This window comes from Salinarimonas soli (assembly GCF_008386575.1).
Classification (GTDB): Bacteria; Pseudomonadota; Alphaproteobacteria; order Rhizobiales; family Beijerinckiaceae; genus Salinarimonas_A; species Salinarimonas_A soli.
Window position 1 is genome coordinate 56061 of sequence record NZ_VUOA01000032.1, and the last position, 25990, is coordinate 82050.

Annotated in this window: 23 protein-coding genes; 8 read left to right on the top strand and 15 right to left on the bottom strand. The window is 64.1% G+C overall.

What is annotated here, in order from left to right; genetic code table 11:
* Window positions 1-32: 32 nt before the first annotated feature.
* Window positions 33-1238: a DUF6634 family protein gene (locus tag F0L46_RS17690; protein WP_149819967.1), complete on the bottom strand. Its 1206-nt coding sequence runs from the start codon at window positions 1236-1238 to the stop codon at window positions 33-35.
* A 365-nt stretch (window positions 1239-1603) separates the two neighbouring features.
* On the opposite strand from F0L46_RS17690, the gene F0L46_RS17695 reads away from it, so the two are divergent.
* Together F0L46_RS17695 and F0L46_RS17705 are read left to right on the top strand one after the other, a co-directional pair.
* Window positions 1604-1918, top strand: coding sequence for an ArsR/SmtB family transcription factor (locus tag F0L46_RS17695; RefSeq protein ID WP_149819969.1), 315 nt, complete (start codon window positions 1604-1606; stop codon window positions 1916-1918).
* Window positions 1919-2234: 316 nt separating this feature from the next.
* Window positions 2235-3947: a hypothetical protein gene (locus F0L46_RS17705; RefSeq protein WP_149819973.1), complete on the top strand. Its 1713-nt coding sequence runs from the start codon at window positions 2235-2237 to the stop codon at window positions 3945-3947.
* Here the strand turns inward: F0L46_RS17705 and F0L46_RS17710 are convergent, their stop codons facing one another.
* The 4 genes from F0L46_RS17710 to F0L46_RS17725 form a co-directional block, all read right to left on the bottom strand.
* Window positions 3948-4235 carry a hypothetical protein gene (locus F0L46_RS17710; RefSeq protein WP_149819975.1) on the bottom strand — a complete coding sequence of 96 codons (288 nt, stop codon included), beginning with the start codon at window positions 4233-4235 and terminating at the stop codon, window positions 3948-3950. It abuts the gene before it with no gap.
* A gap of 373 nt (window positions 4236-4608) precedes the next feature.
* The gene (locus tag F0L46_RS17715) at window positions 4609-6015 is read right to left on the bottom strand and encodes an ATP-binding protein (RefSeq protein WP_210247656.1); all 1407 of its coding nucleotides are present in this window, start codon (window positions 6013-6015) and stop codon (window positions 4609-4611) included.
* Between the two features lie 2 nt (window positions 6016-6017).
* Window positions 6018-8510, bottom strand: coding sequence for an Hsp70 family protein (locus F0L46_RS17720; protein WP_149819977.1), 2493 nt, complete (start codon window positions 8508-8510; stop codon window positions 6018-6020).
* Window positions 8507-8875, bottom strand: coding sequence for a hypothetical protein (locus tag F0L46_RS17725; protein ID WP_149819979.1), 369 nt, complete (start codon window positions 8873-8875; stop codon window positions 8507-8509). The genes F0L46_RS17720 and F0L46_RS17725 overlap by 4 nt, the downstream gene beginning before the upstream one ends.
* 1548 nt (window positions 8876-10423) lie before the next feature.
* Between F0L46_RS17725 and F0L46_RS17730 the strand changes: the two genes are divergently transcribed.
* A complete protein-coding gene (locus tag F0L46_RS17730; protein WP_188312028.1) occupies window positions 10424-11386 on the top strand; it encodes a helix-turn-helix transcriptional regulator in 963 nt (320 codons plus the stop codon).
* Between the two features lie 113 nt (window positions 11387-11499).
* Here F0L46_RS17730 and F0L46_RS17735 read toward each other — a convergent pair whose 3' ends face one another.
* Window positions 11500-11949, bottom strand: a complete 450-nt coding sequence (locus F0L46_RS17735) for a hypothetical protein (protein ID WP_149819983.1) — start codon at window positions 11947-11949, stop codon at window positions 11500-11502.
* A gap of 188 nt (window positions 11950-12137) precedes the next feature.
* On the opposite strand from F0L46_RS17735, the gene F0L46_RS17740 reads away from it, so the two are divergent.
* The 3 genes from F0L46_RS17740 (at window position 12138) to F0L46_RS17750 (ending at window position 13884) form a co-directional block, all read left to right on the top strand.
* On the top strand, window positions 12138-12803 hold the full coding sequence (locus F0L46_RS17740; RefSeq protein ID WP_149819985.1) for a hypothetical protein: 666 nt from the start codon (window positions 12138-12140) through the stop codon (window positions 12801-12803).
* 37 nt (window positions 12804-12840) lie between these two features.
* Window positions 12841-13041, top strand: coding sequence for a hypothetical protein (locus tag F0L46_RS17745; protein WP_149819987.1), 201 nt, complete (start codon window positions 12841-12843; stop codon window positions 13039-13041).
* A 93-nt stretch (window positions 13042-13134) separates the two neighbouring features.
* Window positions 13135-13884 (top strand): hypothetical protein, encoded by a 750-nt coding sequence (locus F0L46_RS17750; RefSeq protein WP_149819989.1) that lies wholly within the window; start codon window positions 13135-13137, stop codon window positions 13882-13884.
* Window positions 13885-15108: 1224 nt separating this feature from the next.
* Here the strand turns inward: F0L46_RS17750 and F0L46_RS17755 are convergent.
* The 6 genes from F0L46_RS17755 to F0L46_RS17780 all read right to left on the bottom strand — a co-directional run bounded on the left by F0L46_RS17755 (window position 15109) and on the right by F0L46_RS17780 (window position 21861).
* Entirely contained in the window at window positions 15109-16593 is a 1485-nt protein-coding gene (locus F0L46_RS17755) for an aldehyde dehydrogenase family protein (RefSeq protein WP_149819991.1), read from the bottom strand.
* 6 nt (window positions 16594-16599) lie between these two features.
* A complete protein-coding gene (locus tag F0L46_RS17760) occupies window positions 16600-17316 on the bottom strand; it encodes a ribonuclease activity regulator RraA (RefSeq protein ID WP_149819993.1) in 717 nt (238 codons plus the stop codon).
* 22 nt (window positions 17317-17338) lie between these two features.
* Window positions 17339-19075 carry an L-arabinonate dehydratase gene (araD, locus tag F0L46_RS17765; RefSeq protein WP_149819995.1) on the bottom strand — a complete coding sequence of 579 codons (1737 nt, stop codon included), beginning with the start codon at window positions 19073-19075 and terminating at the stop codon, window positions 17339-17341.
* Between the two features lie 41 nt (window positions 19076-19116).
* A complete protein-coding gene (locus tag F0L46_RS17770) occupies window positions 19117-19956 on the bottom strand; it encodes an ABC transporter permease (protein WP_240540048.1) in 840 nt (279 codons plus the stop codon).
* A gap of 68 nt (window positions 19957-20024) precedes the next feature.
* Entirely contained in the window at window positions 20025-20789 is a 765-nt protein-coding gene (locus tag F0L46_RS17775) for an ABC transporter ATP-binding protein (protein ID WP_149819997.1), read from the bottom strand.
* A 79-nt stretch (window positions 20790-20868) separates the two neighbouring features.
* Window positions 20869-21861 carry an ABC transporter substrate-binding protein gene (locus tag F0L46_RS17780; RefSeq protein ID WP_438646691.1) on the bottom strand — a complete coding sequence of 331 codons (993 nt, stop codon included), beginning with the start codon at window positions 21859-21861 and terminating at the stop codon, window positions 20869-20871.
* Window positions 21862-22045: 184 nt separating this feature from the next.
* Between F0L46_RS17780 and F0L46_RS17785 the strand changes: the two genes are divergently transcribed.
* Window positions 22046-22744, top strand: coding sequence for a GntR family transcriptional regulator (locus tag F0L46_RS17785; RefSeq protein ID WP_149820001.1), 699 nt, complete (start codon window positions 22046-22048; stop codon window positions 22742-22744).
* 227 nt (window positions 22745-22971) lie between these two features.
* On the opposite strand, the gene F0L46_RS17790 is transcribed toward F0L46_RS17785, so the two are convergent.
* The 3 genes from F0L46_RS17790 to F0L46_RS17800 all read right to left on the bottom strand — a co-directional run bounded on the left by F0L46_RS17790 (window position 22972) and on the right by F0L46_RS17800 (window position 24894).
* Entirely contained in the window at window positions 22972-23394 is a 423-nt protein-coding gene (locus tag F0L46_RS17790) for a DoxX family protein (protein ID WP_149820003.1), read from the bottom strand.
* Between the two features lie 157 nt (window positions 23395-23551).
* Entirely contained in the window at window positions 23552-24376 is an 825-nt protein-coding gene (locus tag F0L46_RS17795) for a DODA-type extradiol aromatic ring-opening family dioxygenase (protein WP_149820005.1), read from the bottom strand.
* 71 nt (window positions 24377-24447) lie between these two features.
* Window positions 24448-24894 (bottom strand): DoxX family protein, encoded by a 447-nt coding sequence (locus F0L46_RS17800; protein ID WP_149820007.1) that lies wholly within the window; start codon window positions 24892-24894, stop codon window positions 24448-24450.
* A 105-nt stretch (window positions 24895-24999) separates the two neighbouring features.
* Here F0L46_RS17800 and F0L46_RS17805 point away from each other — a divergent pair, with 105 nt between their 5' ends.
* Window positions 25000-25923, top strand: a complete 924-nt coding sequence (locus F0L46_RS17805; RefSeq protein WP_188312029.1) for a LysR family transcriptional regulator — start codon at window positions 25000-25002, stop codon at window positions 25921-25923.
* Window positions 25924-25990 lie beyond the last annotated feature (67 nt).

The window sequence follows — 25990 nt, forward strand, 5'->3', positions numbered from 1 at the left end:
CGGCCAGACGGTGGATCGGACAGGGTCGGGTGTTAGTTGGCGGTCTGCGGGGATACGCTGGCCGCGGCCGGCCGCCCAAGCCGGTACCAACGGCTGTAGGTTCTGACCCACGTGGCGCCATCGCTCGCATAGACCTCGGAGGAGTTGATCACGGCCCCGGGCCGGTAGCTGGGGTGGCCATGCACCTCACCGCTGATCGAGCGCACCGCCCGCAGGGCCGGCGACCAGTTCTCCAGGATCGGGGCCGCTGCGAGATCATCGGGCGTCGGGCGGGAATCCGCCGCAATCCCCACGAGGTCGTCCGCGAGATCGTAGAGCCTCCCCGGGGTCCAGCGGTCGTCCGCCTGTGCCGGCAGGCCCGCCTCGGCCACGTCGGACAGGGTGAGGCCCGGCGCATAGGGATCGCGGGCCACCGCGCGCAGGACGACGCCCAGGCGGTGGCAGGCCTGGTCCGCCCGCGGCAGCGGCCACCCCGTCGCGAGCGACTCAATCTCCTCGCGGGAGAGTTCGGGCAACACCACCGGGAGCACCCTTTGCGGCCAGGCCGGGCCGACCTCGTCATCGTCGGCGGCGCGCAACTCGCGCGCCAGGATCTCGGCGTCGCGCCAGCCTCCCGAGCGCCCCATACCGAGGATCCAAGGGGGAGAGGGCAGGTCCCTCCCGTTCCCGTCGACCAGGGTGGTCCGCTCGGTGGTGGTCATCAGCCCGGGATCCCGCAGCACCGCTCGGGCGAGCCGCATGTCGAGGTTCGACGGGCCGACGGTCAGGACGGGCGTCGATATCCTCTCTCGGAGCCCATGGTCGGCCAGCAACGTGATGGGAAGGTCGAGAACGACGTTCCGGCTCTTGCCGAGCGTGGCCGAGAGGGCAAGGTCGACGTCTACGCCGGCGACGCTCGGGGCCGCCGCCGTCGCCGGGACAAAGGCGACGTGGCCGGGCAGCAGCCCGCCCAAGTCCAGCCGGGGCTCACCAGGCACGGTGACGCGGACGATAACCGATGCTCCGATCTCGGGGTCGCAAGCGGCGATGATGGCCGCCTGGGACGCGTACGAGCGCCCCCCGGCGCCTAGGAACGCGGGAGTAGGTTTCTGATCGATGGGATGCCTCCGGAAAATGCGACGGCGCAAGCCCGGCGCCGTGACGGCGTCGGGCTTGCGCAGGGTCAGAATTTGGTGAAGGCGCGTATTATACCACGCCGAGCCGCTCAGTCGCCATCGCGCGGGCCGTTGCTGGCGCACTTCGAGCTTCCATAGTTAAGCCTTAACCACAGCAGCAAGGGCAGGCTCCTGCTGGAGGAGGCCCGCGAGTGGGTGCTCGCCCTGGAGAAATTTGAAATCCAGAAAGCGAGCGGCGCATCGGTCCAAAAGGCTCAGGCGCTGGGTAGGCATGCGACGTTCGAACCGAGCCGTCCGGCAGGGCGGTAGGCAAGCGATCCGGATCCAAGTCTACCTGAACGCCGACATCGCCTTTTGGCTGAGCAGGCGCCTCGGCGTGGGTGGTTCGTGGCCGCTCCCGCGGCGCTGATCGGGCTGGTCAAACTATTATTCCATAATTATCGAATTAAGCCTTGACTCTCCCCCGCGACGGAGTCATGCATCACTCTATGAACGTCGAAGCAGTGGCGAAGCAGCTTGAGGCGCTCGGGAACGCGACCCGGTTGCAGGTCTATCGCACCCTCGTGCGGGCGGGCCAGAACGGGCTCCCGGTCAGCCGGATCCAGGAGAAGGTCGGGGTTCCCGCGTCGACGCTGTCGCATCACCTGCATCGGCTCATCGTGACGGGGCTCGTCACGCAGGAGCGTCAGGGCACCACGCTCATCTCCCGGGCCAACTACCCGGCGATCCAAGGTCTCCTGGGCTTCCTCGCGGACGAGTGCTGCGCCGATGTCGATGCGGAGAGCGACGGTAGCGCGGCCTAAGAGACGTTCGTTTGCTCTATATTGCGATGTCACTAGTGATATAGATGACTCTGATCCCCGGCTTGACAGGTGTCATCAGAACGCTCCGAAACCGTCGCGCCGTGCAGTCCACGGTCGACCTCGACGACCGTATCCTGACCGACATCGGCCTCCGTAGCGAGGATCTCACCCCGGCGCCGCTCGCCCCGGAGGGGGGGTTCCGTGTTTCTGGCTGTATGACCCTAGCATTGCGGTCCGGACTTGCGTGCAGCTCTAGCCATGCCCGTCAAGGTTAACCCTCGGTACTGCTCACCACTGATGGAACGCCACACGGGTGATGTTAGAGTCCGGCAAACCGGATTCGATCCTCGCGAGTGAAAGCCAAGTCCGAATGACGACCGTTGAGCAGGTATTGGCGCCCCAGACGTCCCTCCACCGCAATCCGTTCAGATTGATCGGGGCAACGACCCGGGACAACCGCACGCGCATTATCGAACTCGCCGACGAGGCCGGATTAATCCGTGACGCCGACGATTGCCGAGACGCGCAGGGAGCATTGATGAGCCCACGGCGGCGTTTGACAGCTGAGATGGCATGGCTTCCTGGGGTGGCACCGAGCAAGGCCTCCCAGCTCGTTGATGACATTTCAACGGCTGCGGTTCGCGAGACGGCCGGCGAGCTTCCGCCATTAGCACGTGCGAATGTTCTCGCGAGTTTCATCGAGGCGTTGAGCGGCTCGATAACTGCGGCCGAGGCTGCTACCGCAATCACCCGCCTTGCTATCGCAGTCGAGGCAATCGACCTGGAAGACGTGTTCAGGGACATCAACGAGGAACGAGCGGTCGCGGGTTTCACCCCCGAGCGTGACCTCGATGCAGTCGCGGAAGAATTCGAGGTCCGCAAGCGCGCCTACAAGTCATGCGCAACCGCGCTCCTCGAACGCTTTCCGGCACAATCTGTCGTGAAGATCGTTGACGCCGTTGCCGCGCGCAGCACGAAGGATGGCAGCAAGCCGGCTCCTGCGCTCATTCAGGATCTCGTCGAGGGTTACGAGCTCAACGCCCAGAGCTTCATCGAACGCGAGGCCGAGAACATCGAGAAACTAGCTACGCGTGCTCGCGAGCTCGGTGCGACAGGCGAGTCGGCGGTGCTGCCAGTTGTCGAGGAGATGAAGCAAGTTGCGGAGAATTACCTGTCGGTCGCGCGCCCAATTCTGATAGTTAACAAGCCCATTGGCCTGACCCATAGACCAAGTCGTGACATCGCATTCGAGATGCGGGGGTTGGCCGTCAACCTACACAACGACTACGGCTTCATCGATGCGCCTGCCCGTCTGACCACGTTCCTTAAGGAGCGGTTCGCCATCGTGGACGACATCGCTGAGAGGGTTTCCGAGGACGACGCATTCTTGAAGGATGCCGTCGAGCAGAGGCGGCAATCAGAACTGAGCCGGCAGGAGTTCGAACGTGAGATCACCTACAGCGCCGAGGTGGGCCTCATATTCAAGGACTCAATATCGATTTCCCCGAAGGGAGTTAGTTGGAAGGGACAACATATACCCTTGGAGGAGATCACGCGCATTCGGTGGGGAGCGACCCGTCATTCTATCAACGGCATCCCGACCGGAACCGACCTCATGATCATGGTCGGCGACGCACGGCGCACGATTAACATCTCGATGCGAAACAAGGACGTCTATGCGAACACGGTCGACAGGCTCTGGAAGGCGGCCGGCGTTCCCATCCTCATTCAGATCGTGGCCCAATTGCGCAACGGCAACTCGATTGCGTTTGGGGATGCTATCATTCGGGACAACAGCGTCAGCCTAATTCGGCATAGAGTTTTTGGCGCCAACGAGCGTGTCGATCTGAGCTGGAGCGACGTCAACGTCTGGAGCCAGAATGGTGAGTTTGTGCTCGGCGCCCGCAATGACAAGAAGGTCTATGTTTCCCTGTCGTACCAGAGCTATGACAACGTCCACGTCTTGGAACACCTCATCCGGATGTTCTTCAAGAAGCCAGTGGCCCGTATCTCCCAGATCCTGGACTGATCATCGCCAGCTCCAAACCAGGGCCCTGGCCGCGCTTTCGATGCTCGCCCGATTGGCTTCGACGGCGCTCCGCGCGGCGTCCATGTCGGATCGCCGATAGCGATAGTTGGCGCATCGTGAGTTGTAGTCGTCCACGCTGGCGTTGAAGCGTGAGACCTGCCCGGAGAACTGCGTGTTGACCACGGCTTCCATGGTCTCGATGCGTATCCGCTCCGACAGACAGTACCGGATTTCGGCTTGGGAGAGGGCGTTGCCCGTACCCACGGCCGGTTTGATCTCGTTGACCACCTGATTTGAGGCCAAGGCCTGAGGAGGCGCTGGTCGTGAAACCGGTTGAGAGGACGGCGCCGGACGGGGTGCGGCTACGACACTTGGTTCTGGGGCACGGCTGGCGGTCTGCGAACTTTGGCTGGTGACGACCACGTATGCTCCGGCGAGCACCAAGCCGACGATGACCAGTTTGCCGAGGAGCGGTGAGTTTGGTGCCGCCGGGACAGTGGAAACCGCTTGCGGCGCTACTTCCTGCGGTCGGACATCGGCGGGCGGCGCCTTGGGTGCTGGCGCCGGAGCCGGGGAGATCGTCGATGCCAAGGACGCCAGACCGGCGAACCCCCTTGCTGTCCCTTCCTTGTCAGCCGTGTGCCCCATGGATGCAGTCCCCTTAGATGAAGCCGATGCGGGCGCTGGTGCGGGTGCCGTCACGGGCAAGCATAGCGCTCAATGCCTCTTCGACGCACCCGGCATCGATCTGGGTTTTGCGTGCTTTCGCCGCGAGGCGGGCCCCCTCTCGCACAATGAACGAGGCATCCGACAATGGCCTGCCGACAAGGCGCGTGGCGTAGGCCTGGAGGTCGATATCCTCGCTCACCGGAACCCCTTGCAGGAGTGTTAGGAGAAGGTCGAGCATCTCCTCGCGGCTGGCGAAATCGACCTTCACGACGTGATCGAAACGACCCCGTCGCAGGATCGCTGGGTCGATCACGTCGATTCTGTTGGTCATTCCGATTATAAGAACACCGGCCTTGATGGCTTCGGGGATCAGACGGAGGAACTCAGCGATTTCCTCGACGCGGTGCTGGGAGGTAGGCCCTGCATCGCGCTCCGAAAGGAATGCGTCCACTTCGTCGATCACGACGACCGCCGGGGCGGCCCCGATGGCGTCACGGAAAAGCTGCGAGACCTTGCGGCTTGTCTCGTGGATGTAGGGGCTTGCGATACTGCTCGCCTCGATAGTGAACTGCGGCCAGCCCAAGAATTCCACAAGCTTCTCGACCGCGAACGTCTTTCCGCAGCCTGGTGGGCCTTCCAGGATGATCGCAGGGGGATTTCCGATCCCGAGGGCTCGATAGTGCTCCGGGTTCTGAACCACATCCACAACGTGATCGTTGAAGAAGTTTTCAAGGCCGGCACGGCCCGGAAGCTTGAACCTGCCCTCTGCCATGCCTTGCCTCGGAGGGGTGCCGGCGAACTCGGCTCCTGTCCTCCCCGCTTGAACCGGGACGATACCCTCAGGGCTCAGACCGGCGGTTTTGACAATCCTGACCAACGCCTCTGGCGGAAGCCAGGTCAGCAGCGACTGGATGCGGTCTAGGGGTGAGACCGGAACTCGGAGGCCGCCCGTGAGCCAGGTCCCGAGTACAAGCGCATCATTCGCCTGGGCGTCCGCAGCATAGAGGGGCAGGACGCGGGTAATGCCCTCCGCGTAGACGCCGTCCTGTAGTGAGACCTGGCCAGCATTGGCGCGGGTCTCGCGCAAGGCCATCGCGAAGGCGAGCGCCTCGTTGAGGTTGGAAGGGGAATGACACCGGTCGAGCGGCGCTAGGATGTGATCGGGACCGCTGACCAGGGCATGGCGTGTCACCGCACCGAAGGTGACAGTGACGAAGTTCTCCTCTCCTACGATCCCCGCCTGGAACCAGCGTTCGGCCAACCCCGAGTGGGCGAGCAGAGCTCGCCCACCGTGGCTTGTCTCCACAATCTGCCATTGGTCACCGGCAGCGATGAGGCGTCCCACCGCTACTGACACGGCAAGCGCGAAGCCCTTCGGGAGCCACGGATCTGACGTCACGCTCAGGCCCTTACGATATTCGCGACCGCGACAAGATCGTCGGCCCCTGGCGCCGCGATGCGGTTGAACTCCATTCGCCCGAGCACCCCGCGAAGGCCATTGATGTCGTTGACCGCAATGGCCTGCCGACCGTCGGCGACGTGCAAGGCATAGGCGCGGGCGTCCGCGAAGAGGTGCGGGGACTCCGCGTACCAGTTGAAGCGGTCGACCAGGAACCATTCCTGCCGGGCCAGGATCGAGAAGATCTTGCCACGCAGTTCGTCGACCCTGCTCTCGAAGGCCGCTCCTGGGGACGGGAGCGCGCGCTCCGCCTCGGCTAGCAGGTTATCGAACGCGGAGACCTCGTTCGGCTTTGCGAGCGGTCGCGCCAGGTTGTTGAACGCTTCGGTGACGCTGTCGAGCTCCATCCTTCTAATGGTTTTCAGATTGGCCTTCCGCGCCGCTGCAAGGAGCTGCTTGGCGCGTTGAATGTCCTCCATGGCCTGCTTCGCAGTCTCGGGGTTGGTTTCGTCCTCCGGGATGGCACTGGCCCTATCCACCCGCTCGCGCGCGGCCGCGAGCGCGTCGTCATCGACTTTCGCGGCGAGTTCGGCGATGTGGCGCGCTGTGCTCTCGGCGTCCTCATGGATGCGCTTCGCCGCCTGGCTGAAATCGACGGTGGCAGCATTGCGGGAGTAGAAGTTGCGGCTGTTACGGAACTCACCGCCGATGCTGGGAACGGTCACCTCCATGTTGATCGTGCCAGCGTCACTGATCTCATAGGTGAGGAACAGGTCGGCGCCAGCAGGGATCACGCCGCTCTCGAAATCGTTGCCGCTGATCTCGAACAGGCCGACAAACGTGTTGTCAGAGATCGGGTGCGCGATATCACCCTCCCAAACCTTAAATCGTAGCGAGTTCGGAGCATTGGCACGGAGGGATTCGCCTGCCTTGTAGGCCCGCTTGCCACGCGCTGGCAGTTGATCTCCGGCGCGGACGAGGTAGTCGATCACGACCTGGTCACCCTTTTCCCTGACCTCGATCCCAATGGAGTGGGAGGCGGGGATCGCATCGATGGTCGCCGCCGTGCGCGTGATGACAATCCGGTCCTGTCCGAGCGCGACTGGGCCGCCGCTCGGATCGAAGACGAAGAGCTTAAACGTGTTCTCACCTGGCTTCGCCAGGGGCACCTCAAGAATCGTCCCGTCCTTCAGCGGAGCGCGCCCAGACGACCAGCCGGTGTCGAGGCTATCTACCTGGAATGTAGATCCGGCCGGCGCAGGGGCGCCGAGCTTCAAGCCGATCTTCGTCTTCTGATCCGGGGTCCTGGCCGGAAAGTTGACGAGCACGTTCAATCCTGAGCCGGCGTCGATGCTCCCGCGGGCGCTCTTGCGCGAGCGGCTGTGGCTGCTCCAGTCGATGGACTCCGCGAAAACGGCAGCGCCGGCCGCCACCGCCGTCATGGGATTGACGTCGGTCGACCCGGCGATGCCGAGCTCGAAGGCGACGAGGTCGCGCAATGGCTTGTATTGGGTGGGGCCTCCGACGAACACGACGCGCTGGATGTCATGGGGTGTCAGGCCAGCCTTCTCGATGGTCTCCCGAGCGGCTTGGATGCTCTCCTGGATCTTGCCATGGAAGAGCTGGTCGATCTGCGACCGGGTGACCGGGACGTCAATGTACATCTCCTGTCCGGACGTGTCCCGAGCCGAGCACTCCGACTCTGTTGCGGCGATCATCGCTTCGTCGCGGCTGGACAGCTCGATCTTGGCGCGCTCGGCCGCGAACTCGGCCATGCGTCGGAAGCGGACATAATCCTGTGATCCGACGAAATCGGCTCCGATGTCGAACTGCGACGCGGCCCAGGGCATGATGAGGTTATCGAAGATGATGCGGTCGAAGTCGCGCCCGCCGCACATCGGGATCCCACCCTGGCCGAGCAAGCTCACGCGACCGCCGACGCTCTGGGCGATGGCGATGTCGAGCGTCCCGCCGCCGATGTCGTAGACGAGGAAGATGCCGTCCCCTTGGCGGCTGCGCATAACGCTCATCACGGCCGCGACCGGCTCCTGCATGAGCGCTACTTTCCCGAGGCCGGCAGAACGTGCGGCCTCCATCGTCGCGTCCTTCTGCATCTGATTGAAGGCAGCAGGGACGGTGATAACGGTACCTACCTCGTCGTCATTGCGGATTGCTTCGGGCAGGTAGCCGAACAGTGTACGGAGCACTTCCGCCGAGCACTCTTCCGGGGTCATCGTCAGACCGACCGCCGGAAGCTTCACGGGTGTGGAAGTTCCCATGAGGCGCTTGAAGAGCAGGGCCGCGTTCTCGGGATTGCGGGCCGCGTTGTTGTAAGCACGCAGGCCTACATAACGATTGCCGCGACGGTCTACGAAGATCGCAGAAGGGGTGACGTCCGTCTGATCGGGGCTCTTGTAGAGATGGACGTTCTCACCGTCGAACGAGCAGATAGCGCTGTTCGTGGTACCGAGGTCAATACCAACGTAGTTCTTCATGCCCCGGCCCTCTTCAGCATTACGGTGCCGGCGCGCACAAGGCCGGATGTGTTCATGACAATAGGTTCGATCATTTCCGATACGATCAGAGCGTCATCGGGGTCGAAGTCGCTTAGATTGAGAGCCGTGACTGCTGTTCCGGCGTCATAGGGATGCCCTTCGATATTGACGAAGCGAATACCGACATCGCCGAGGCAATCGCCGATCCGCTTGATGAAATACCGGTGCTGATTGCTGAAGCGCGCCGCCTCCGCCATGTCCATCTTGGACATGGCCCTCATAAAGAGCTTCTGGAATTTCCAACTTTCTAAAGCGAGCTCAAGCACGGCGGATGTCGCCGCAACATCTTTCTCTATTACTTCCATCGCCCCCTCGATACATAACCCCGTCGCGTCCACCTGAGATGAATCTGTCGCGCGGGCATGTGCTCGGCCGATAGTAATCCAAGCTCACGGGGCTGCAACGGGGGTTCGTACCGCCGGACCAGCACTCTTCGTGATAGGCTTACCATGGGACCGCCTCACCGATCAGGCTTACCGCAGCGGATATTGGCGGCCTTCGAGGCGGCGGGCGTCACCAGCCCCCTCAATGGGACCCGGCCACAACGGATGTACTCCGGCCAGGTCCTTTGCCCGCGCCTGCCTGACGATGAGGGCGCCCGACTAGGGACGTTATCAGCCCCCGCCCGTAATGGCCGGCATCGGAGGTGCGTTTGCACCCTGAAGCCGCTCGCCCCGGAGCGGGGGCTCTTTCGTTGCGCGTCAGTCGCTCATCACGGGCGTCCGCTTAGCAGGCTCGCTCGTGAGGACCGAGCCGGCATGTCTGCTTAGAGGAAACCCTTGAGAGCGAAGGGCAGCGCTCCCACTTCGGCGGTGACGTTCGGAGGCTGTACCCCGCTGCCCTGAGTCCTACTCGCTCGCGCGGGTTTTCGGCACGTAGGGTTCGTTCCCGTCGAATGTGTAGGCGGTTTTCACTGTGGTGTAGAACTCCTGGGCGTAGCGGCCCTGCTCGCGGGGCCGGTAGGCTGGGCTCCCGCCGCAGCCGGTGCCGCGGCCGCGGCGGGTGCCACGCGGATCTGCGAGCCGGCTCCGCCGAAGAGCGATGCCTGATGCGGTCGCTCCTGGGACGGTGGTGACGTGAGCTCGAAGGCCGGAGGATTGGCTTTCGGCGGCGACTTGCTGGCGAGCCGAGCCACCAGATCGCAGATGCGCTCGATATATAGCGTTTTCTCGGCCGGGTTTGTGCCTTGACGCTGATACTAGGGCACCCTGCTAAATCACTCGTCGGGGTCGGTGATGCGCTGAGCAATGAACGTTTCGATCATTGCCTCGCGGAGAACCGAACGATGAGACTCCCAGGATGACGTCTCTACAGCGATGACCGTGTCCCGGAACTCACGCAGGGCTCGCGCGAGGTCGGCCTCGCTGAGTGCACCCGTGCCGCCAAGCAGCGATGCCGTTTGTGGTGCCTGAGCCGGCTCGGGAGCCTCTGCAGATCCTGAACGTGCTGCCGGAGGACGTCCGGAAGGCGGTTCGGGAAGTGGAGGACAGGCCCCTGGACGAAGCCCTTCTGCGGGAGAAGCTCGCGACCCGCCTGGCGCACAGATGGTATTTCGTCGTGGACGACGAGCAAAGGTACGCGCTCCGCCCCTAGGGCAGGACGGCTCCTTGAGGAGCGGGATGGTGGTAGCGCTACCTCGGATCTGCTATCGGATGAGAGGCTTGTGACAGTCCTTCTTGCAAGAAGAAGCTACGACGGACATGAAAGCGGTCCGGCTTTCATGTCGGTCACGCCTGCGACAAAACTGGACGTTCGGTCTCCTACTGCTCCATCCTATGCCGATGCGCAGCCCAGACCGAGCCCCCGCTGACGTGTGCCGCTACTCCCCCGCCGAGCGGCTCATAAGGCTCGGCTTGCTTCTGTCCGAGGCGCGTGGCGGATTAACGCTCGACCAGATGGCAGACCAACTTAACGTCGGCCGTCGAACCGTTGAGCGGATGCGAGATGCATTAGACCGGCTAACCGGCGGGGCACTCGTTTCGAGTTTCACCGACGATGGAATGAAGCGATGGACTTTACCGTCCGACAACATCCGCGCATTTGCCGTCCCGGACCTAGATGAGCTTGCCACCCTCAAGCTGGCGGCCCGGAACTTGAGGCAGCAAGGAAATTATATCGAGGCTGAGCGTCTTGAGCGATTAACGCTGAAGTTAGAAGCCGCAATGCCCCGGCCAACCTTGCGCCGCCTTGAGCCAGATGTCGAAGTCCTACTGGAGGCGAGTGGCGTCCTTCTGCGGCCCGGACCAAGGGCAAAGGTCGATTCACACATCATCGACCAACTCCAGCAAGCGCTCCTTTCAAACCGTCAGATCCGCTTAACCTATAACCGCCGTGATGGGGGCGGTGTGTCACACCCGAGGCTGCACCCATACGGCTTCCTGGCAGGCTCGCGCGACTACCTGGTGGCCTTCAACACACACCCGGAGGTGCAGGAGCATCGGCTATACGTGCTGGCTAACATCGACGCGGTCCAGGTCTTGAGCGACACCTTTGAGCGCGATCCGGCGTTCGACTTGAGCACGTTCGCGAGCCGCTCCTTCGGAGCATTCTGGGAGGGGGAACGGTTCGATGTCTTGTGGCGCTTCAACCGGGACGCTGCAGCCGATGCGCGCCGCTTCCACTTCCACCCGAACCAAGTCGTAACCGACCAGCCCGACGGTTCGGTGCTGGTCGCGTTCACTGCAGCCGGTTTGACCGAAATGGCATGGCACCTTTTCACCTGGGGGGATGCCGTCGAGATCATCAGCCCTGACGCACTGAAGCAGCGGTTCCGCGACTGCCTTGCTGCGGCCCGCACCGCCCTTGGCGTTCCATAGTCTGGCAGGTCGAGGCGCGCGGGCGCGATAACGGGAGTAGATTGGTACAACCACCGTTGGCATCCTCTGCCTCGCTGCTCCACCACATCAACTGCGACCGAAGTCTATCGCTGTCACAAGTTCTCTGGTGATCCCACCCGTTCGCTGCTGCGATAGTGAGGATCAGGAGCGACCCGGAGGCGTTCTGTCGGAATGCGCCAACATTCGACGATCCGCTTGATGTACGGCTGTGAATTGAGTTTCTGATCGAGCAAAAGAAGCCATGTGTTCTCGTCCGCGATCCAGTTAACGCGGCCACGGGGGAAATCTTCGTACTCGTAGCTGCGCAAGTAAGACTCCCGACGCTGTATGAATGGCCAGATCTCAACGTGTCCTTCCTCCAACGTTCTGAAACCCGCTATCTCTGCCACTTCAACAAAAGAGCGGGCCGCACCGACAAAGACGCAGGTTTGGCGCTCAGTCCGAGCAAACCAGAATAAGCCCAATGAAGGCGAGGGAAGGATGCTGCTGAAGTCCAGGTGTATGTTGGAAACGTTGCGGTGAAGACTGCCTCGGTCGATCATCTTCTATCCTTAGCTGGAACCGATGAGCTTGAGCCCTCTCTGGAGAGGGCACATCACTCATCGCTCCCGCTGAGCATAGTTCATTTTCCAGCGGGCAGCGGCCCGGAATGCCCATCGACCGGTTCCCCATGCGTCCATATTTGTCGTACCGCTGCTCCTATATGCCATGCGCAAGCAGCAGAGGCTCCATGAACAGAACGCCCGTACTTCCCTGGCCTCTGTACACGATTGACTTCGAGGCAAGTTCGCTTGAGCCAGGTGGATACCCCATCGAGGTGGGGCTTGCCTTCTGGGGAGCGCCCGACGAGCCAGTCTACAGCTGGTCCACCTTGATCTGCCCGACGGACGAATGGACTCAGCATGGCGACTGGAGCAAGGCGTCACGCGCGGTTCATGGCATCAGCCAAGCAGAGGCGAAAGCGCATGGACGGCCCCCGAGCCTGGTCGCCAAAGCAGTAAGTGAGGCGCTTACGACGTGCCGGGTGCTCTGGTGTGATGGCGGTCCCTATGACGCTCAATGGGCACGCGCCTTGTTCAAGCCTGCGGGCCTCAGGCTTCCCTGTCCGCTCGGTGATTGGCACCAGCTCCTTCGCACCCTCGACAACAATACCCGTGACCGCGCTCTCCATTGGATTGAGCAAACGCCCGCCGAACACCGCGCCCGAGCGGACGCCGAACTGCTCCTCCTCGCCCTGGCACATGGCATCCAGATCACATCCCGGCCTACGCTAAACTTGGAGGATCGCATCCCGGCTCTCGTGTTGGCAAACGCCAGAACCGCGGGCGCCGAGGCAAACCTTGGCGGATGCAGCGCCGAAAAACTTAAATCCGAACGGACCGATGATGGCGGCTGACGTTCCAAGCTTCGTTTGGTCTGAGGAGCTTCGGTCCTTGACACGCCAGGTGCTTCTTGGATTGGAAATCACTGATTGCCAAATGGCCGTCAAGCACGTCTCGGGAGCGTTCGGCACGGTCGAGTCGGGTTGCCGCATGATGGGTGGGCCGGTCAGCGTTAACGACCGTCAATCGGGGGAGTCGAGGGTTTTTGGAAATATCGACCAGCTTGTCGCCGCTGGATGGGTTATCGACTGAGAAGGTTGAGCGCACCGCTTTGATAACGCCGAGAGGTGAGGGAACCGTGCGCCCTCTGGAAATGTAACTTCCTTTCTGACTTGGAGACGAATGATGACGAGATTAGTATCAGCCGATTGGCTCGACATAATCTACTACTGTGGCACTAGTGCTATTCTTGAATTTCAAAATCGTCATAAATTAGAGGCTATACACTTATTACCCGAAAAAGGTATGCAGGCCCTAATGGCTGAGAAGATAGCAGAGTACACCAAACTCGATGTGGAGCAAGAGCGGCAATATACGACTCTTGCGAAGGAGTTTGGCCTGGACTCAGCAAGTATGTATCCGGAAATCGGTTTGTGGCGCGCTGATCTGGTTGCCTATGACGGATCGGAGCCGAATGCGGTCATCGAACTCAAAATCTTTGATGAGCGAGGGGTCGCCAGCGAAATACAACGTGATTTGCACAAAGCAGCCATAGCGTCACTGCCGGTGAACAGCTACGTCGGCGTCATGGTCTGCGAATTGGAGACATCAAGTCTGAGAGATAGGATTGAAGCATTGGAAGATTGGCTGTCACGGGGTTATCCTGAGGCAGCATCGGAAGCGAAGGTTCGGAAGCTGCGGTGCGGGCCGATATATAAGGAAGCGAAAGGCTGGACTTGGTGTTTCGCTGCCGCGGCCCGTTTGAGTCCTTCTGGCGAACACCTCTCCGAATTAGCTCCTTACGGTGGCAACTCAGACCCCCAATCAGATCGGGCGGGAGGAGAAGGTGATTTTCAGAAAACGTTGCAAGAGTTGAGCGCTTTGCTCGACCGAGCCAAGGCTTTAATCACCCGCCGCAAAGGTGATCCACTGTAAGACTTGCATTGAAATGAATGCTTTCTACGGCCCCTAGATCGCCGCGCGGCGCTCCTGTGGCTCGCGTAGCGTGAACCGCGCGAAAGGGCGAAGGTCGTCCCCGCATGGGGTCCGGCCTCGCGATGGTCGTGGAGGTGCGTCCAATCGACCGTGCACGGGTCGATCCTGGCCACCCAAATCAGGACGGCATCGAGATCGACCCCAAGTGGGCGCCGGAGGCGGAGGCGGACCATCGCGTCCTGGTGATCGGCGCGGCCTCCCTTGCCAAAGGCCGATGGCCACGAGCTCCCGACCGGGGCCCACGATGACCTGCCTGTCCAGCGCTCCTGCCCGCATGACGCCCTCCGGATCGACCGCTTCGGATCCTACGCGCGGCTCTGGCAAGGCACACGGCCAGCGGCGGGACTATGCCACGGCGGAGTGGACCCCATACGCAATTTATGAGGCCAATCCGTTGCAGTTTATCGGGACAATTTGCAGGCTAAGGGTACCTGCACAATCGTGTCGACCCCGCTGCTCCGGCGGTAGGTCGAGACCCATCTTGCCGTGGAGGCGAAGGCGCTCACGAACGCGGTCTGGATCCCCGTGGCTCGCAAGGGCATCTTGTCGGGGGATCGTATCCTTGATGGCCTCCCTCATCCCTCGGGAGCTTACGGCGAGCGCATCGCCTAGCTCCTAGGTCGCAAGGCGCGCGAGACGCTGTCATCGAAGAGGAACGCGGCCCTCCTCGACGAGGCCCGGGCGCGTCTTGTGGAGCGTGTGCGGATCTTGGCCGCCTGAGATGCCGGAAAGCCTCGGGAGCGGGGACTCGATCCCTTGCGAAACAGGGGCCTCACTCCCATATCAGGCTTACCCCAGCGGACATTGGCGGTCTTCGAGGCGGCGGGCGTCACCAGCCCCCTCGACGGGACCCGGCCAGGACGGATGTACTCCGGCCCCGTCCTCTGCCCGCGCCTGCCTGACGATGCAGGCGCCCGACTGGGGACGCTATCAGCCCCCGCCCGTAGTGGCCGGATCCCGAGGTGCCTCGCACCCAGGACCCGTTCGCCCCGGAGCGGGGGCTCTTTCGTTAAAGTGTTAGACGCCTATCACGGGCGACCGCTCGGCAGGCTCGCTCATGAGGACCGAGCCGGCATGTCTGCTTAGAGGAAACCCGTGGGAGCTGAGGGCAGCGTTCCCACTTCCGTGGTGACGTTCGGAGGCTGTACCCCGTTGCCCTGTGTCCTACTCGCTCGCGCGGGTTCTCGGCACGTAGGGTTCGTTCCCGTCGAATGTGTAGGCGGTCTTCACCGTGGTGTAGAACTCCTGGGCGTAGCGGCCCTGCTCGCGGGGCCCATAGGAGGAGCCTTTCCGGCCTCCGAAGGGAACGTGGTAGTCCACGCCCGCAGTAGGCAGGTTCACCATCACCATCCCGGCCTCAGCGTTGCGCTTGAAGTGGCTCGCGAACTTCAGGCTTGTGGTGCAGATGCCCGACGCCAGGCCGAACTCCGTGTCGTTCGCGACCTCCAGGGCCTCGTCGTAGTCCCGCACCCGGATAACGCCGGCCACGGGACCAAAGATCTCCTCCCGGGCGATACGCATGCGGTTGCTGACGCCCGTGAACAGGGCGGGCGAGAGATAGAAGCCCGGGGCGTCCCGGGAGAGGAGCTCACCGCCTGCGGCGAGCGTCGCGCCCTCGTCCCGGCCGATGCGAATGTAGGACAGGTTCTGGTCGAGCTGGTTCTGGTCGACCACGGGGCCGATCTGGGTCGCGGGGTCGAGGGCGTCGCCGACCTTCAGGGCGCTAATGCGCTCCCGCATTGCTTCGACGAACCGGTCGTGGATCCCGTCCTGGACGATGATCCGCGAGGAGGCGGTGCAGCGCTGGCCAGTGGAGAAGAATGCGCCGTTGATCGCGCACTCTACCGCCACCTTCAGGTCCGCGTCGTCGAGCACCACAAGCGGGTTCTTGCCCCCGAGTTCTAGCTGAACCTTCTTCATGGGGTCAGACCCGATGCAGGCCTGCGCCACGCGCCGCCCCGTGCCGACCGAGCCCGTGAAGGACACCGCCGCCACGTCCCGGTGCTCCAGGATCGCCTGACCGACCTCCGAGCCACGCCCATTCACGAGGTTGAACACGCCGGCCGGAAGCCCCGAGCGCGCGATGATCTCGGAGAGCGCGTGAGCGGTCGCAGGCACGAGGTCGGCCGGCTTGAACACCACCGTGTTTCCGTAGGCGAGCGCCGGGGCGATCTTCCACGCGGGGATCGCGATGGGGAAGTTCCAGGGCGTGATGAGCCCGACGACCCCGACGCCCTCGCGGGTCACTTCCACATCCACGCTCGGGCGCACAGAGGCGAGCTTGTCGCCCGCCATTCGCAGGCACTCGCCGGAGAAGAACAGGAAGATCTGGCCCGCGCGCATCGTCTCGCCGATGCCCTCGGCGAGCGTCTTGCCCTCCTCGCGCGACAGGAGCCGCCCGATCTCGTCTTTGCGGGCGATAATCTCGTCGCCGATCCGCTTTAGGGCGTCGTGGCGCACCTGCGGCGTCGAGCGGGACCAGGCCGGGAAGGCATTCTTGGCAGCAGCAATGGCACGCTCCGCGTCCGCCCGGGAGCCTCGGGGGAAGTGGCCGATTACGTCGCCGGTGTTCGAGGGGTTGAGGTCGGGAGCGGCCTGCGCCGCCTCGACCCACTCGCCAGCGATGAAGTTTTTCGCATGGATCGTCATGGGGCTTTACCGTCCCTTCGCCTGGCGCCAAGCCTTGAAGTCCACGAGGGACTGCTCGTCCGTCGCGGGATAGAGGCCAAGGATCGAGCTGCCCTCAAGCACCTTCTCGGTGACGAAGTCCTCGTAGGCCGTCATCTCGACTGCCTCGTCCGCGATCTCGTCGGCGATTTGGGCCGGGATCACGAGGACGCCCTCGGCGTCCCCGACCATCACATCGCCAGGGAAGACAGGAGCGTCCCCGCAGCCGATGGGTACGTTGATGTCGATGGCTTGGTGCAGCGTGAGGTTCGTCGGGGCCGAGGGGCGGTTGTGATAGGCGGGGATCGCGAGGCCCTCGATCTCGGGCGTATCGCGAAACCCTCCGTCGGTGACCACGCCCGCCACGCCCCGCACCATGAGGCGGGAGATCAGGATCGAGCCGGCGGATGCCGCGCGGGGGTTTTTCCGGCTGTCCATCACGAGCACGCAGCCCGGAGGGCAGTCCTCCACGGCCTTCCGCTGCGGGTGCGCCCGGTCGCGGAAGACCGAGAGGTCGTTCAGGTCCTCGCGCGCGGGCATGTAGCGGAGCGTGAAGGCCTCGCCGACCATGGTGCCCGCCGCCGGATTGATCCGGCGTACGTCCTGGATCCACTGGTTACGCAGGCCGCGCTTGAAGAGCGCCGTCATGATGGTGGGGGTCGCGACGGTCTTCAGCTTGTCGCGGGTCTCTTGCTTGAGGGCCATGTCGGGTGTCCGGGTCGGGAGGTCAGAAGATCGCGGGCTCGCCCACGGGGGCGCCGAAATCGGTTTCAAGGAAGTCGAAGTCGCAACCCTCGTGGGCTTGCCGGATGTGGCGCGTGAACATCCAGCCATAGCCGCGCTCGAAGCGGGCGGGCGGCGGCGTCCACTCGGCGCGCCGGCGGGCGAGCTCCTCTTCGGAGACGTCGAGGTTGATGGTGCGGGCGTTCACGTCGAGGCTGACGAGGTCGCCGGTGCGAACCAGCGCGAGAGGCCCGCCGATATAGGCCTCCGGCGAGACGTGGAGAATGCAGGCCCCGTAGCTCGTCCCGCTCATCCGGGCATCCGACAGGCGGACCATGTCCCTCACCCCCTGCCGCACGAGCTTCTTCGGGATCGGCAGCATGCCCCATTCCGGCATGCCGGGGCCGCCTTGCGGGCCTGCATTGCGCAGGATCAGAACGTGGTCGGCCGTCACGTCGAGATCCTCGTCGTCGACCGCCGCCTTCATGGACGGGTAGTCGTCGAACACGAGGGCCGGGCCGGTGTGGCGCAGGAAGCGGGGCTCGCAGGCCGAGGGCTTGATCACGCAGCCGTCGGGAGCAAGATTTCCTTTCAGCACCGCGAGCGCGCCCTCGGCGTAGATCGGGTTCTCAATGGTGCGGATCACGTCGTCGTTGTAGACTTCCGCGCCCTCGATATTCTCGCCGAGCGTCCGGCCGGTCACAGTCATGGCGTCGAGGTGCAGGTGCTCCCGGATCCGGCTCATGAGCCCGATGAGGCCGCCCGCGTAGAAGAAGTCCTCCATGAGGTAGCGGTCGCCGCTCGGGCGCACGTTGGCGATTACCGGCACGATCCGGCTCGCGCGCTCAAAGTCGTCGAGGCCGACGTCCTGGCCCGCACGCCGGGCCATGGCGATGAGGTGGATGATAGCGTTGGTCGAGCAGCCCATCGCCATCGCCACCGTGATCGCGTTGAGGAAGGCCTCCCGGGTCTGGATCCGGGCGGGGGTGAGGTCTTCCCACACCATCTCGACCGCGCGTCGCCCGCACTCGGCGCTCATCCGGGGGTGGTTGGCGTCCGGAGCCGGAATGGAAGAGGCGTTAGGCAGGGTCATGCCTACCGCCTCGGCGAGCGCTGTCATCGTGGCCGCGGTGCCCATCGTCATACAGGTGCCGTGGCTGCGGGCGATGCCGGCCTCCACGTTGACCCAGTCCTGGTCGGAGATCGTGCCGGCGCGCCGCTCGTCCCAGAACTTCCAGGCATCGGAGCCGGAGCCCAGCACCTTGCCTTTCCAGTTGCCGCGAAGCATGGGCCCTGCGGGCAGGTAGATCGCAGGCAGCCCTGCGCTTGTCGCGCCCAAGAGCAGCGCCGGGGTTGTCTTGTCACAGCCGCCCATGAGCACGACCCCATCCACAGGGTGCGAGCGCAGGAGTTCCTCCACGTCCATCGCCAGTAGGTTGCGGTAGAGCATGGTGGTGGGCTTTACGAAGTTCTCGGCGAGCGAGATGCCGGGCATCTCGACGGGGAAGCCCCCCGCCTGCAGCACGCCCCGCTTCACGTCGTCGACGCGCTGCTTGAAATGGGAGTGGCAGGGGTTGATGTCGGACCAGGTGTTGAGGATCGCGATGACAGGCTTTCCCGCCCAGTCCTGCGGGGCGTAGCCCATCTGCATCATGCGGGAGCGGTGGCCGAAGCCGCGCAGGTCGTCGGGGGCGAACCAGCGCGCGCTGCGCAGGTCACCTGGAGCTTTACGGGTCGTCATGGCGGGGTCCTGAGGGCGTGGGGGGCTTGTGGGCGTCGAGCTCAACTGGACACTCCCCACTTGCGGATGGTCTTCTGCTCGACCGTGCGGAACACGAGGTTCTCCACCACGAGGCCGATCACGATCACGGTGAGGAGCCCCGCGAACACCGCTGGGATCTCAAGATTGTTGCGGTTCTCGAAGATGAACCAGCCGAGACCTCCCTGGCCCGACGAGACGCCGAAGACGAGCTCCGCGGCGATCAGCGTCCGCCAGGCGAAAGCCCAGCCGATCTTCAGCCCCGTGAGGATCGACGGGAACGCTGCAGGGACGAGGATACGAGTAACGTAGGCGAAGCCCTTGAGGCCGTAGTTGCGCCCGACCATTCGGAGCGTCTGGGAGACGCCCAGGAACCCCGAATGGGTGTTGAGCGCGACCGCCCATAGCACGGAGTGGATCAGCACGAAGACGAGGCTGCCCTGGCCTAGCCCGAACCAGATCAGCGCCAGAGGGAGCAGCGCGATGGCGGGCAGCGGGTTGAACATTGCGGTCATGGTTTCGAGGAAGTCCGTGCCGATCCGGGTGTTCACCGCGAGGATCGTCAGCGTCGCCGCGAGCGCGATGCCGGAGGCGTAGCCCATCAGCAGGATCTTGATCGAGGCCCAGGCCCGGGCCGGGATCGTGCCGTCGGCAATCCGCTCCCGCATGGCCTCCAGCGTCTCAATGAAGGTCGGGAACAGGAGCGGGTTGTCGAGGAAGCGGGCGTAAGCCTCCCAAATCACCGCGAGCACGATGATGATCAGGGCCTTTCGCACGAAGGCGGTGCCCCAGAGGAGCTCCAGCGTGCCGAGCTTGCGCTCGACCTCTCCCATGGTGTCGGCCGCTGACGCGTCCGAGCGCATGACAATTCGGGGCTGGGCGGCGGTGGTGGACATGGGGGTGACCTTGGCGTTCGGGATGGGCATGGCGGCTACTCCCCATGCCCGTCTTGCGCGAAAAGGAGTTCGTGGATCTCGCGCTCCAGGCGTCCGGCGGAGCCGTCGGTCGGGGAGGCGTGCTCCACGTCCACCACCTCGGCCTTAACCCGACCGGGATGCGGCGAGAGCAGGAGGATGCGGTTGCCGATCTTGATCGCCTCCGCGATGGAGTGGGTGACGAACATGACCGTGAAGCGGGTCTCCTCCCAGAGCTGAAGCAGTTCGTCCTGGCAGGTGCGCCGGGTGAGCGCGTCGAGCGCCGCGAAGGGCTCGTCCATCAGGAGGATGTCGGGCTCCATCGCCATGCCGCGGGCGATGGCCACGCGCTGCTTCATGCCGCCCGACAGGGTGTGCGGGTAGGAGTTCATGGCTCGGGTGAGGCCGACCTTCTCGATGTAGGCGGCCGCCCGGTCCCGCGCCTCGGAGCGCCCCATCTTCCGGGCGTTCAGGAGCGGAAACATGACGTTATCGAGCACGGTCTTCCAGGGCAGGAGCTGGTCGAACTCCTGGAAGACCATCATCCGGTCCGCGCCGGGCTCGGTGACCTTGCGGCCCTTGATCCGGATCTCGCCCTCGCTCGGGTGCAGGTAGCCGCCCACCGCCTTGAGCAGGGTGGACTTGCCGCAGCCCGAGGGCCCCAGCAGCACGAAGCGGTCCGACGTGTTCACCTCGAAGCTGACGCGCTCTGTAGCGGTGACCAGGACACTTGGCGTCTTGTAGCGGAGCGTGACGCCGCTGACGTCGAGAAGGGGTTGCATCGGGCAAGACCTCGGGATCGGCCCCGGCATGCGGGGCCGTGAGGGTTGAGGAACGCGGTGGGAGACAAGCCTGCCGGGATCAGCTCCCGGAGAGGTCGTGAGCAACCGGCAGGTAGTAGTCCTTCCAGCTCTTCGGCATGTTCTTGAGAGTGCCGACCCGGTGCAGGTGCTCGGCAAACTTCATGGTGCCCTGGGGCTGGAGATTCCACTCCATCATGCCGGGCTGCTTCAGCCACTCCAGAAGGTCCTCGACGCTCGTCTTGTCGCCGGTCACCTCCTTGTAGATCTCCACCGCGGCCTTCGTGTCCTTGCGAATGAAGTCCTGCGCCTCCTGGCTCGCGTCGCGCACAGCCTGGATGATCTTCGGGTTGGCGTCGGCGTACTTGGTCGTTGTGAAGAACTGGGCCTGGCTCAGAGGCCCCCCGATGATGTCCGGTGATTGGGCGATGATGCGGGCGCCCGGCACGTTCTTCATCTCGATGTACTGGAAGGGCGGCGCGGCGAAGTGGCTGCGCACCTCGTGGGTTGGGTTGGACATGGCCGCAGCCGCGTCCGGATGCCCGAGCTGGACCGTGTTGGCATCGAGCTTGCCCCACTGGTCCGCCCCGTAAAGCTGGGCCGACGCCATCTGGAGCAAGATCGCCTGGGTGGACACCTTGACGGTGGGCACCGCCACCTTGTCCCCAGGGCCGAGGTCCTTGATGCTCTGGATCTTCGGGTCACGGGTGATCAGCGCCAGCGGCAGGGCCGAGCTCGCCACGATGCCCTTCACGCCACCACGGGTGCGATCCCACAGGAGGAGCAGGTTGCCGGTCCCGGTGTTCACGATATCGACGCCACCAGACAGGAGCGCGTCGGTCTGCGCGCCGCCGCCGGAGAAGGTGATCCACTTCGTGGTGACACCGGAGACGCCGAGGCGCTCAGCGTGCTTCTCAATGAGCTTCTGCCGCTCGATGACGTGGGTGGGCATGTAGAGGATGCCGGGCTGGCGGGTGATCGAGACCTCGCTCTTGGCTTGCGCCATCGCAGCGCTCGTCCAGGCACCTGCGCCCAAGGCCACGAGCGCCGACATCGCGAGCCACGTTCCGAGCTTCACCATCGTGCTTCCTCCTGATCGACTCTGTGTGAGCCTGTGTTTCACCCGTACAAGACGGGATTTAAGGTCACTAGTACGCTAATGCATTAGTGTGTCAATCTGGATTCGTGCTATGGAATGTGCGAAGCGGGGCAAGCCGCCCTGCAGCGAGTTCCCATTGATGGACGCCACAGTCAGAAGTTTTACCCCCCTGCGCGACCGCTCCCGTCCGGCCGCCCCGCAGGTCTTCGATGTGCTAAGGGATGAGATCATCTCCCTCACTCTGCCGCCCGGGACGGTTCTCAATCGAGGGGAACTGCAGGAGCAGTTCGGTGTAAGCTCGACGCCGATCCGAGACGCGCTGCTGCGCCTGCAAGAGGAGGGCTTCGTCGACATCTTCCCCCAGCACGCCACGGTAGTCAGCGCCATCGACCTCGCGGCGGCGAGCCAATCGCAGTTCCTGCGACGCTCGGTCGAGGTGGAAGTGGTGCGAACGCTGGCCGAAACTCCAAACCCAGACCTCGTCGCACGTCTGCGCTCAATCCTCGCCCGCCAGGAAGCGCTCGCGGCTTTAGGCGAACTCGACGACTTCAATACTTTGGACAGCCTGTTCCACCAGACGCTCTATGAGGCAGCGCGGGTGCCTGACCTCTGGACCATTGTTCGTCGCAACTCGGGCCAGATTGATCGGCTGCGTCGGCTTCATCTACCCGTGGATGGCAAGGCGCGACAGATTGTGGCGGACCACGCGGCTATTCTGGAAGCAATCGCAGCAGGGGAATGCGACGTGGCGGATCGCGCACTCAGAGCCCACCTCTCCAGATCGCTAGCGTTCAGCGCGGAAATGAGAACAAGGCACCCGGGCTACTTCCGCGATTGATTATCTCTCGTCTTAGATAGCCCCCGCCCGTAGTGGCCGGATCCCGAGGTGCCTCGCACCCAGGACCCGTTCGCCCCGGAGCGGGGGCTCTTTCGTTCAAGTGTTAGGCGCTCATCGCGGGCGACTACTCCGCAGGCTCGCTCATGAGGACCGAGCCGGCATGTCGCATCCGAGAAGAACTGTGGGAGCGCAGGACAGTGCTCCCACTCCAATGACGACGTGCGCAATCAACCGGCGATGGCTGGCCGGTACCGTTCCCCCTTGCGCAGGCCATCAAGGCTCAGCGCGCCAGGGCCCGTGAAGACGAGCAGGAAGAACACGAAGCAGTAGAGGATCGCCGCGTCGCCCCCGTTGAGCACGGGGTAGAGCGCGCGCGGAGCGTGGAACGTCCAGTACGCCACCGCCATCTCGCCCGCGAGCAGGAACGCCACGGGGCGCGTGAACAAGCCGAGCAGGATCAGGAGCCCGCCGCCGAGCTCCAGGACGGCGCCCACGCCGAACAACGAGGCGAGGGGCGGCAGGCCGCTCTGCGGCGGGGCCGGGAAGCCGAAGAGCTTTTGCGTGCCGTGGAGCATGAAGATGATCGCCGTGGCGATCCGCAGGGCCGCGAGGGCGTAAGGGGTGTAACGGTCGAGTTTGTCGAAGGGCATGGTACCTCGTTGGTGACGTGACTTACCGATGTTTCGGGATAGATTGCTGTCGTTCAGCGGCGATCAGGCGTTTCCGGCACCGGGTGACGGCAGTGCCTTTGGCCGGCCTTGTCATGGTGACCTCCTTCAGAGGCTGATGATCGAGGGTAGCGAGAGCTCAGGGCGCGGTGGGCACTTGGCCGAAACGGAAGCTCGATGCCGTGATGCCGCCGAACAGATCCTTCTGGTGGTAGACGACCGCTCCCGCTTCGCTCTCGGCCGCTCCGACGGCCACCATGAGCGGGATGAGATGATCCTCTTCCGGGTGAGCGGCACGCGCGGACGGCGCACGCTCCCAGTCGAGCAGGCGGGGGGTCCGCTCCGCGGGCGTCGCGGCAACAACCGTTTCATGGAGCCAGGCATCGAACACGCGCGACGGCTCGCGCCCTTCAGGGCCCCGCGCCTCGCGCAGGTTGTGGTAGCTTAGGCCGCTGCCGATGATCAGCACGCCCTCGTCACGAAGCGGCGCGAGCAGGCGGCCGAGCTGGAGATGGAGCTTGGGGTCGTAGCTGCGGTCGATGGACAGCTGCACGACCGGGATATCCTCCCCTGGATACAGCGGCTTCAGGATGCTGAAGGTTCCGTGGTCGTAGCCCCGCTCAGGATCAAGGCGGGCCTGAACGCCACCAGTCCGCAACAAGTCCTGCACGCGCCGCGCCAGCTCCGGGGAGCCCGGTGCCTTGTAGCGGATGCTGTAGGTATGCTCGGGAAACCCGGAATAGTCGTAGACCATGCCGGGCTGCTCGCCCGAGGAGATGGCAAAGCCGTCCTCTTCCCAGTGGCCGGAGATGACGAGCACGGCGCGCGGCGCGTCGCCGAGTTCACGGCGGATGTCTACGAGCGACTGTTCGAGCTGGTCGAACGCGCGGCGGAACGGGCCGTCCAGGTAGGGCCAAGGACCGCCGCCGTGGCTGATGAAATACGTGGGCAGACGTGTGGTCATCGGCTTGTCCTTCTCATGTGGGAGCGCCGGACGGACCGGCTCGTGGCTGAGCCGGTCCGTCGCTCGGGCCATCAGGCGCGGGGCAGGATCGGAGCCGCCTGGCTGCGACCCCAGAACACGAAGGCGGAGAGAGCCAGCAGCACGACGTTCACCGGCAGCACTTCGAACTCGCCGCGATACGCGTGGAAGGCGAAGGCGAGCACCTGCAGCACAGCGCAGCCCAGTGCCGCGAGCACGGTCAGGCGAGGCTGGATACGGGTCAGGGCGGGCAGGAGGATGCCGATGCCGCCCGCGAGGTCCACCACGCCGATGAAGCGGACGAAGGCGGGGGAGACCTGACCAGCCCAGGGCATCATCGCCGCAAGCTCGGTGATCGGGGTCGCGAGCTTCATGAAGCCGGACATGACGAACATCGCGGCGACGAGACCCTGAGCGACCCAGAGCGCGATGCGGAGCGGCTTGCCGGTGGAGACGGGGGGAGCGGAGATGGGCAGTTCGGTGGTGTGGGCGACGGTCATGGAAACCTCTGTGGCAGCGGGCTGCGATGCGACAGAGATGCCCCAGAGCAATCTCCGAAAAAACGGGGATAGTTTTGATGAACACCTTCATGTATCTCGATGGAGATGGACGCTCTCTCGCTCGACCAGTTCGAGGTCTTCGTCACCGTCGTGGAGGCCGGGAGCTTCTCGGCGGCGGCCCGCAGGCTCAACCGCGCGCAGTCGGCCATCACCTACGCGGTCCAGAAGCTGGAGGAGCAGGTCGGGGCCGAGCTCTTCGACCGCAGCGCCTACCGTCCCACGCTGAGCGAGGCCGGGCGGACCTTGCTGCCCCAGGTGCGTCGCATCCTCGACGATGTCGGACACTTTCGCGCAAGCGCCCGCCAGATCACGCGCGGACTTGAGACCGAGTTGCGGATCGTGGTCGCCGCGGCAATCCCCATAGACATGATTGCGCCGGCCCTGGCGGCCTTCCGGGAAGCGTTTCCCACCGTTCAGCTCCGCCTGTCCGTCCTGCCATTCTCAATGGGCGTGGGCCGGCAGATGCCGGGGCTCTCGGAAGGCGAGGCGGACATTCGCGTGCTCGTAGACCTCATGCTGCCCGAGACTCTCGTCCGGAAACCCATCGCGGAGCTCGGCCTCGTGACAGTCGCGGCCGCGCCGCACCCGCTGGCGCATAAGCGTGAGGAACTCGACGAGCATGCGCTGCGGGATCACCTTCAAATCGTGCTGAGCGAGCCGCGAGAGGCCGTACCGGGCGAGGACCGGCGGGTCGCGGCCCTGAACACGTGGAGGGTGACGGATCCGGCGGCGCAGCACGCGCTGATCCGGGCCGCCATTGGCTGGGGAAGCCTGCCGGAACCGGCTGCGGCCGAGGACATCGCCAGTGGTCGCCTGGTACGCCTTTCCGTCAAGCGCCGAGGTACATCCGGTCAGTCGCCCCAATTTCCTATCGTCGCGGCCCATCGGCAGGACGAACCGCTGGGGCTCGCCGGACGGTGGCTATTCGAGCGCCTCGGCAAAACTCAAGGTCCCCCAGTAGATCCTTAGGGGCCAGCGCGCCAATTGTTCCGACCAGTGGTCCGCGACGTCGACGGCGTGCGCCCAGCGAGCCGGA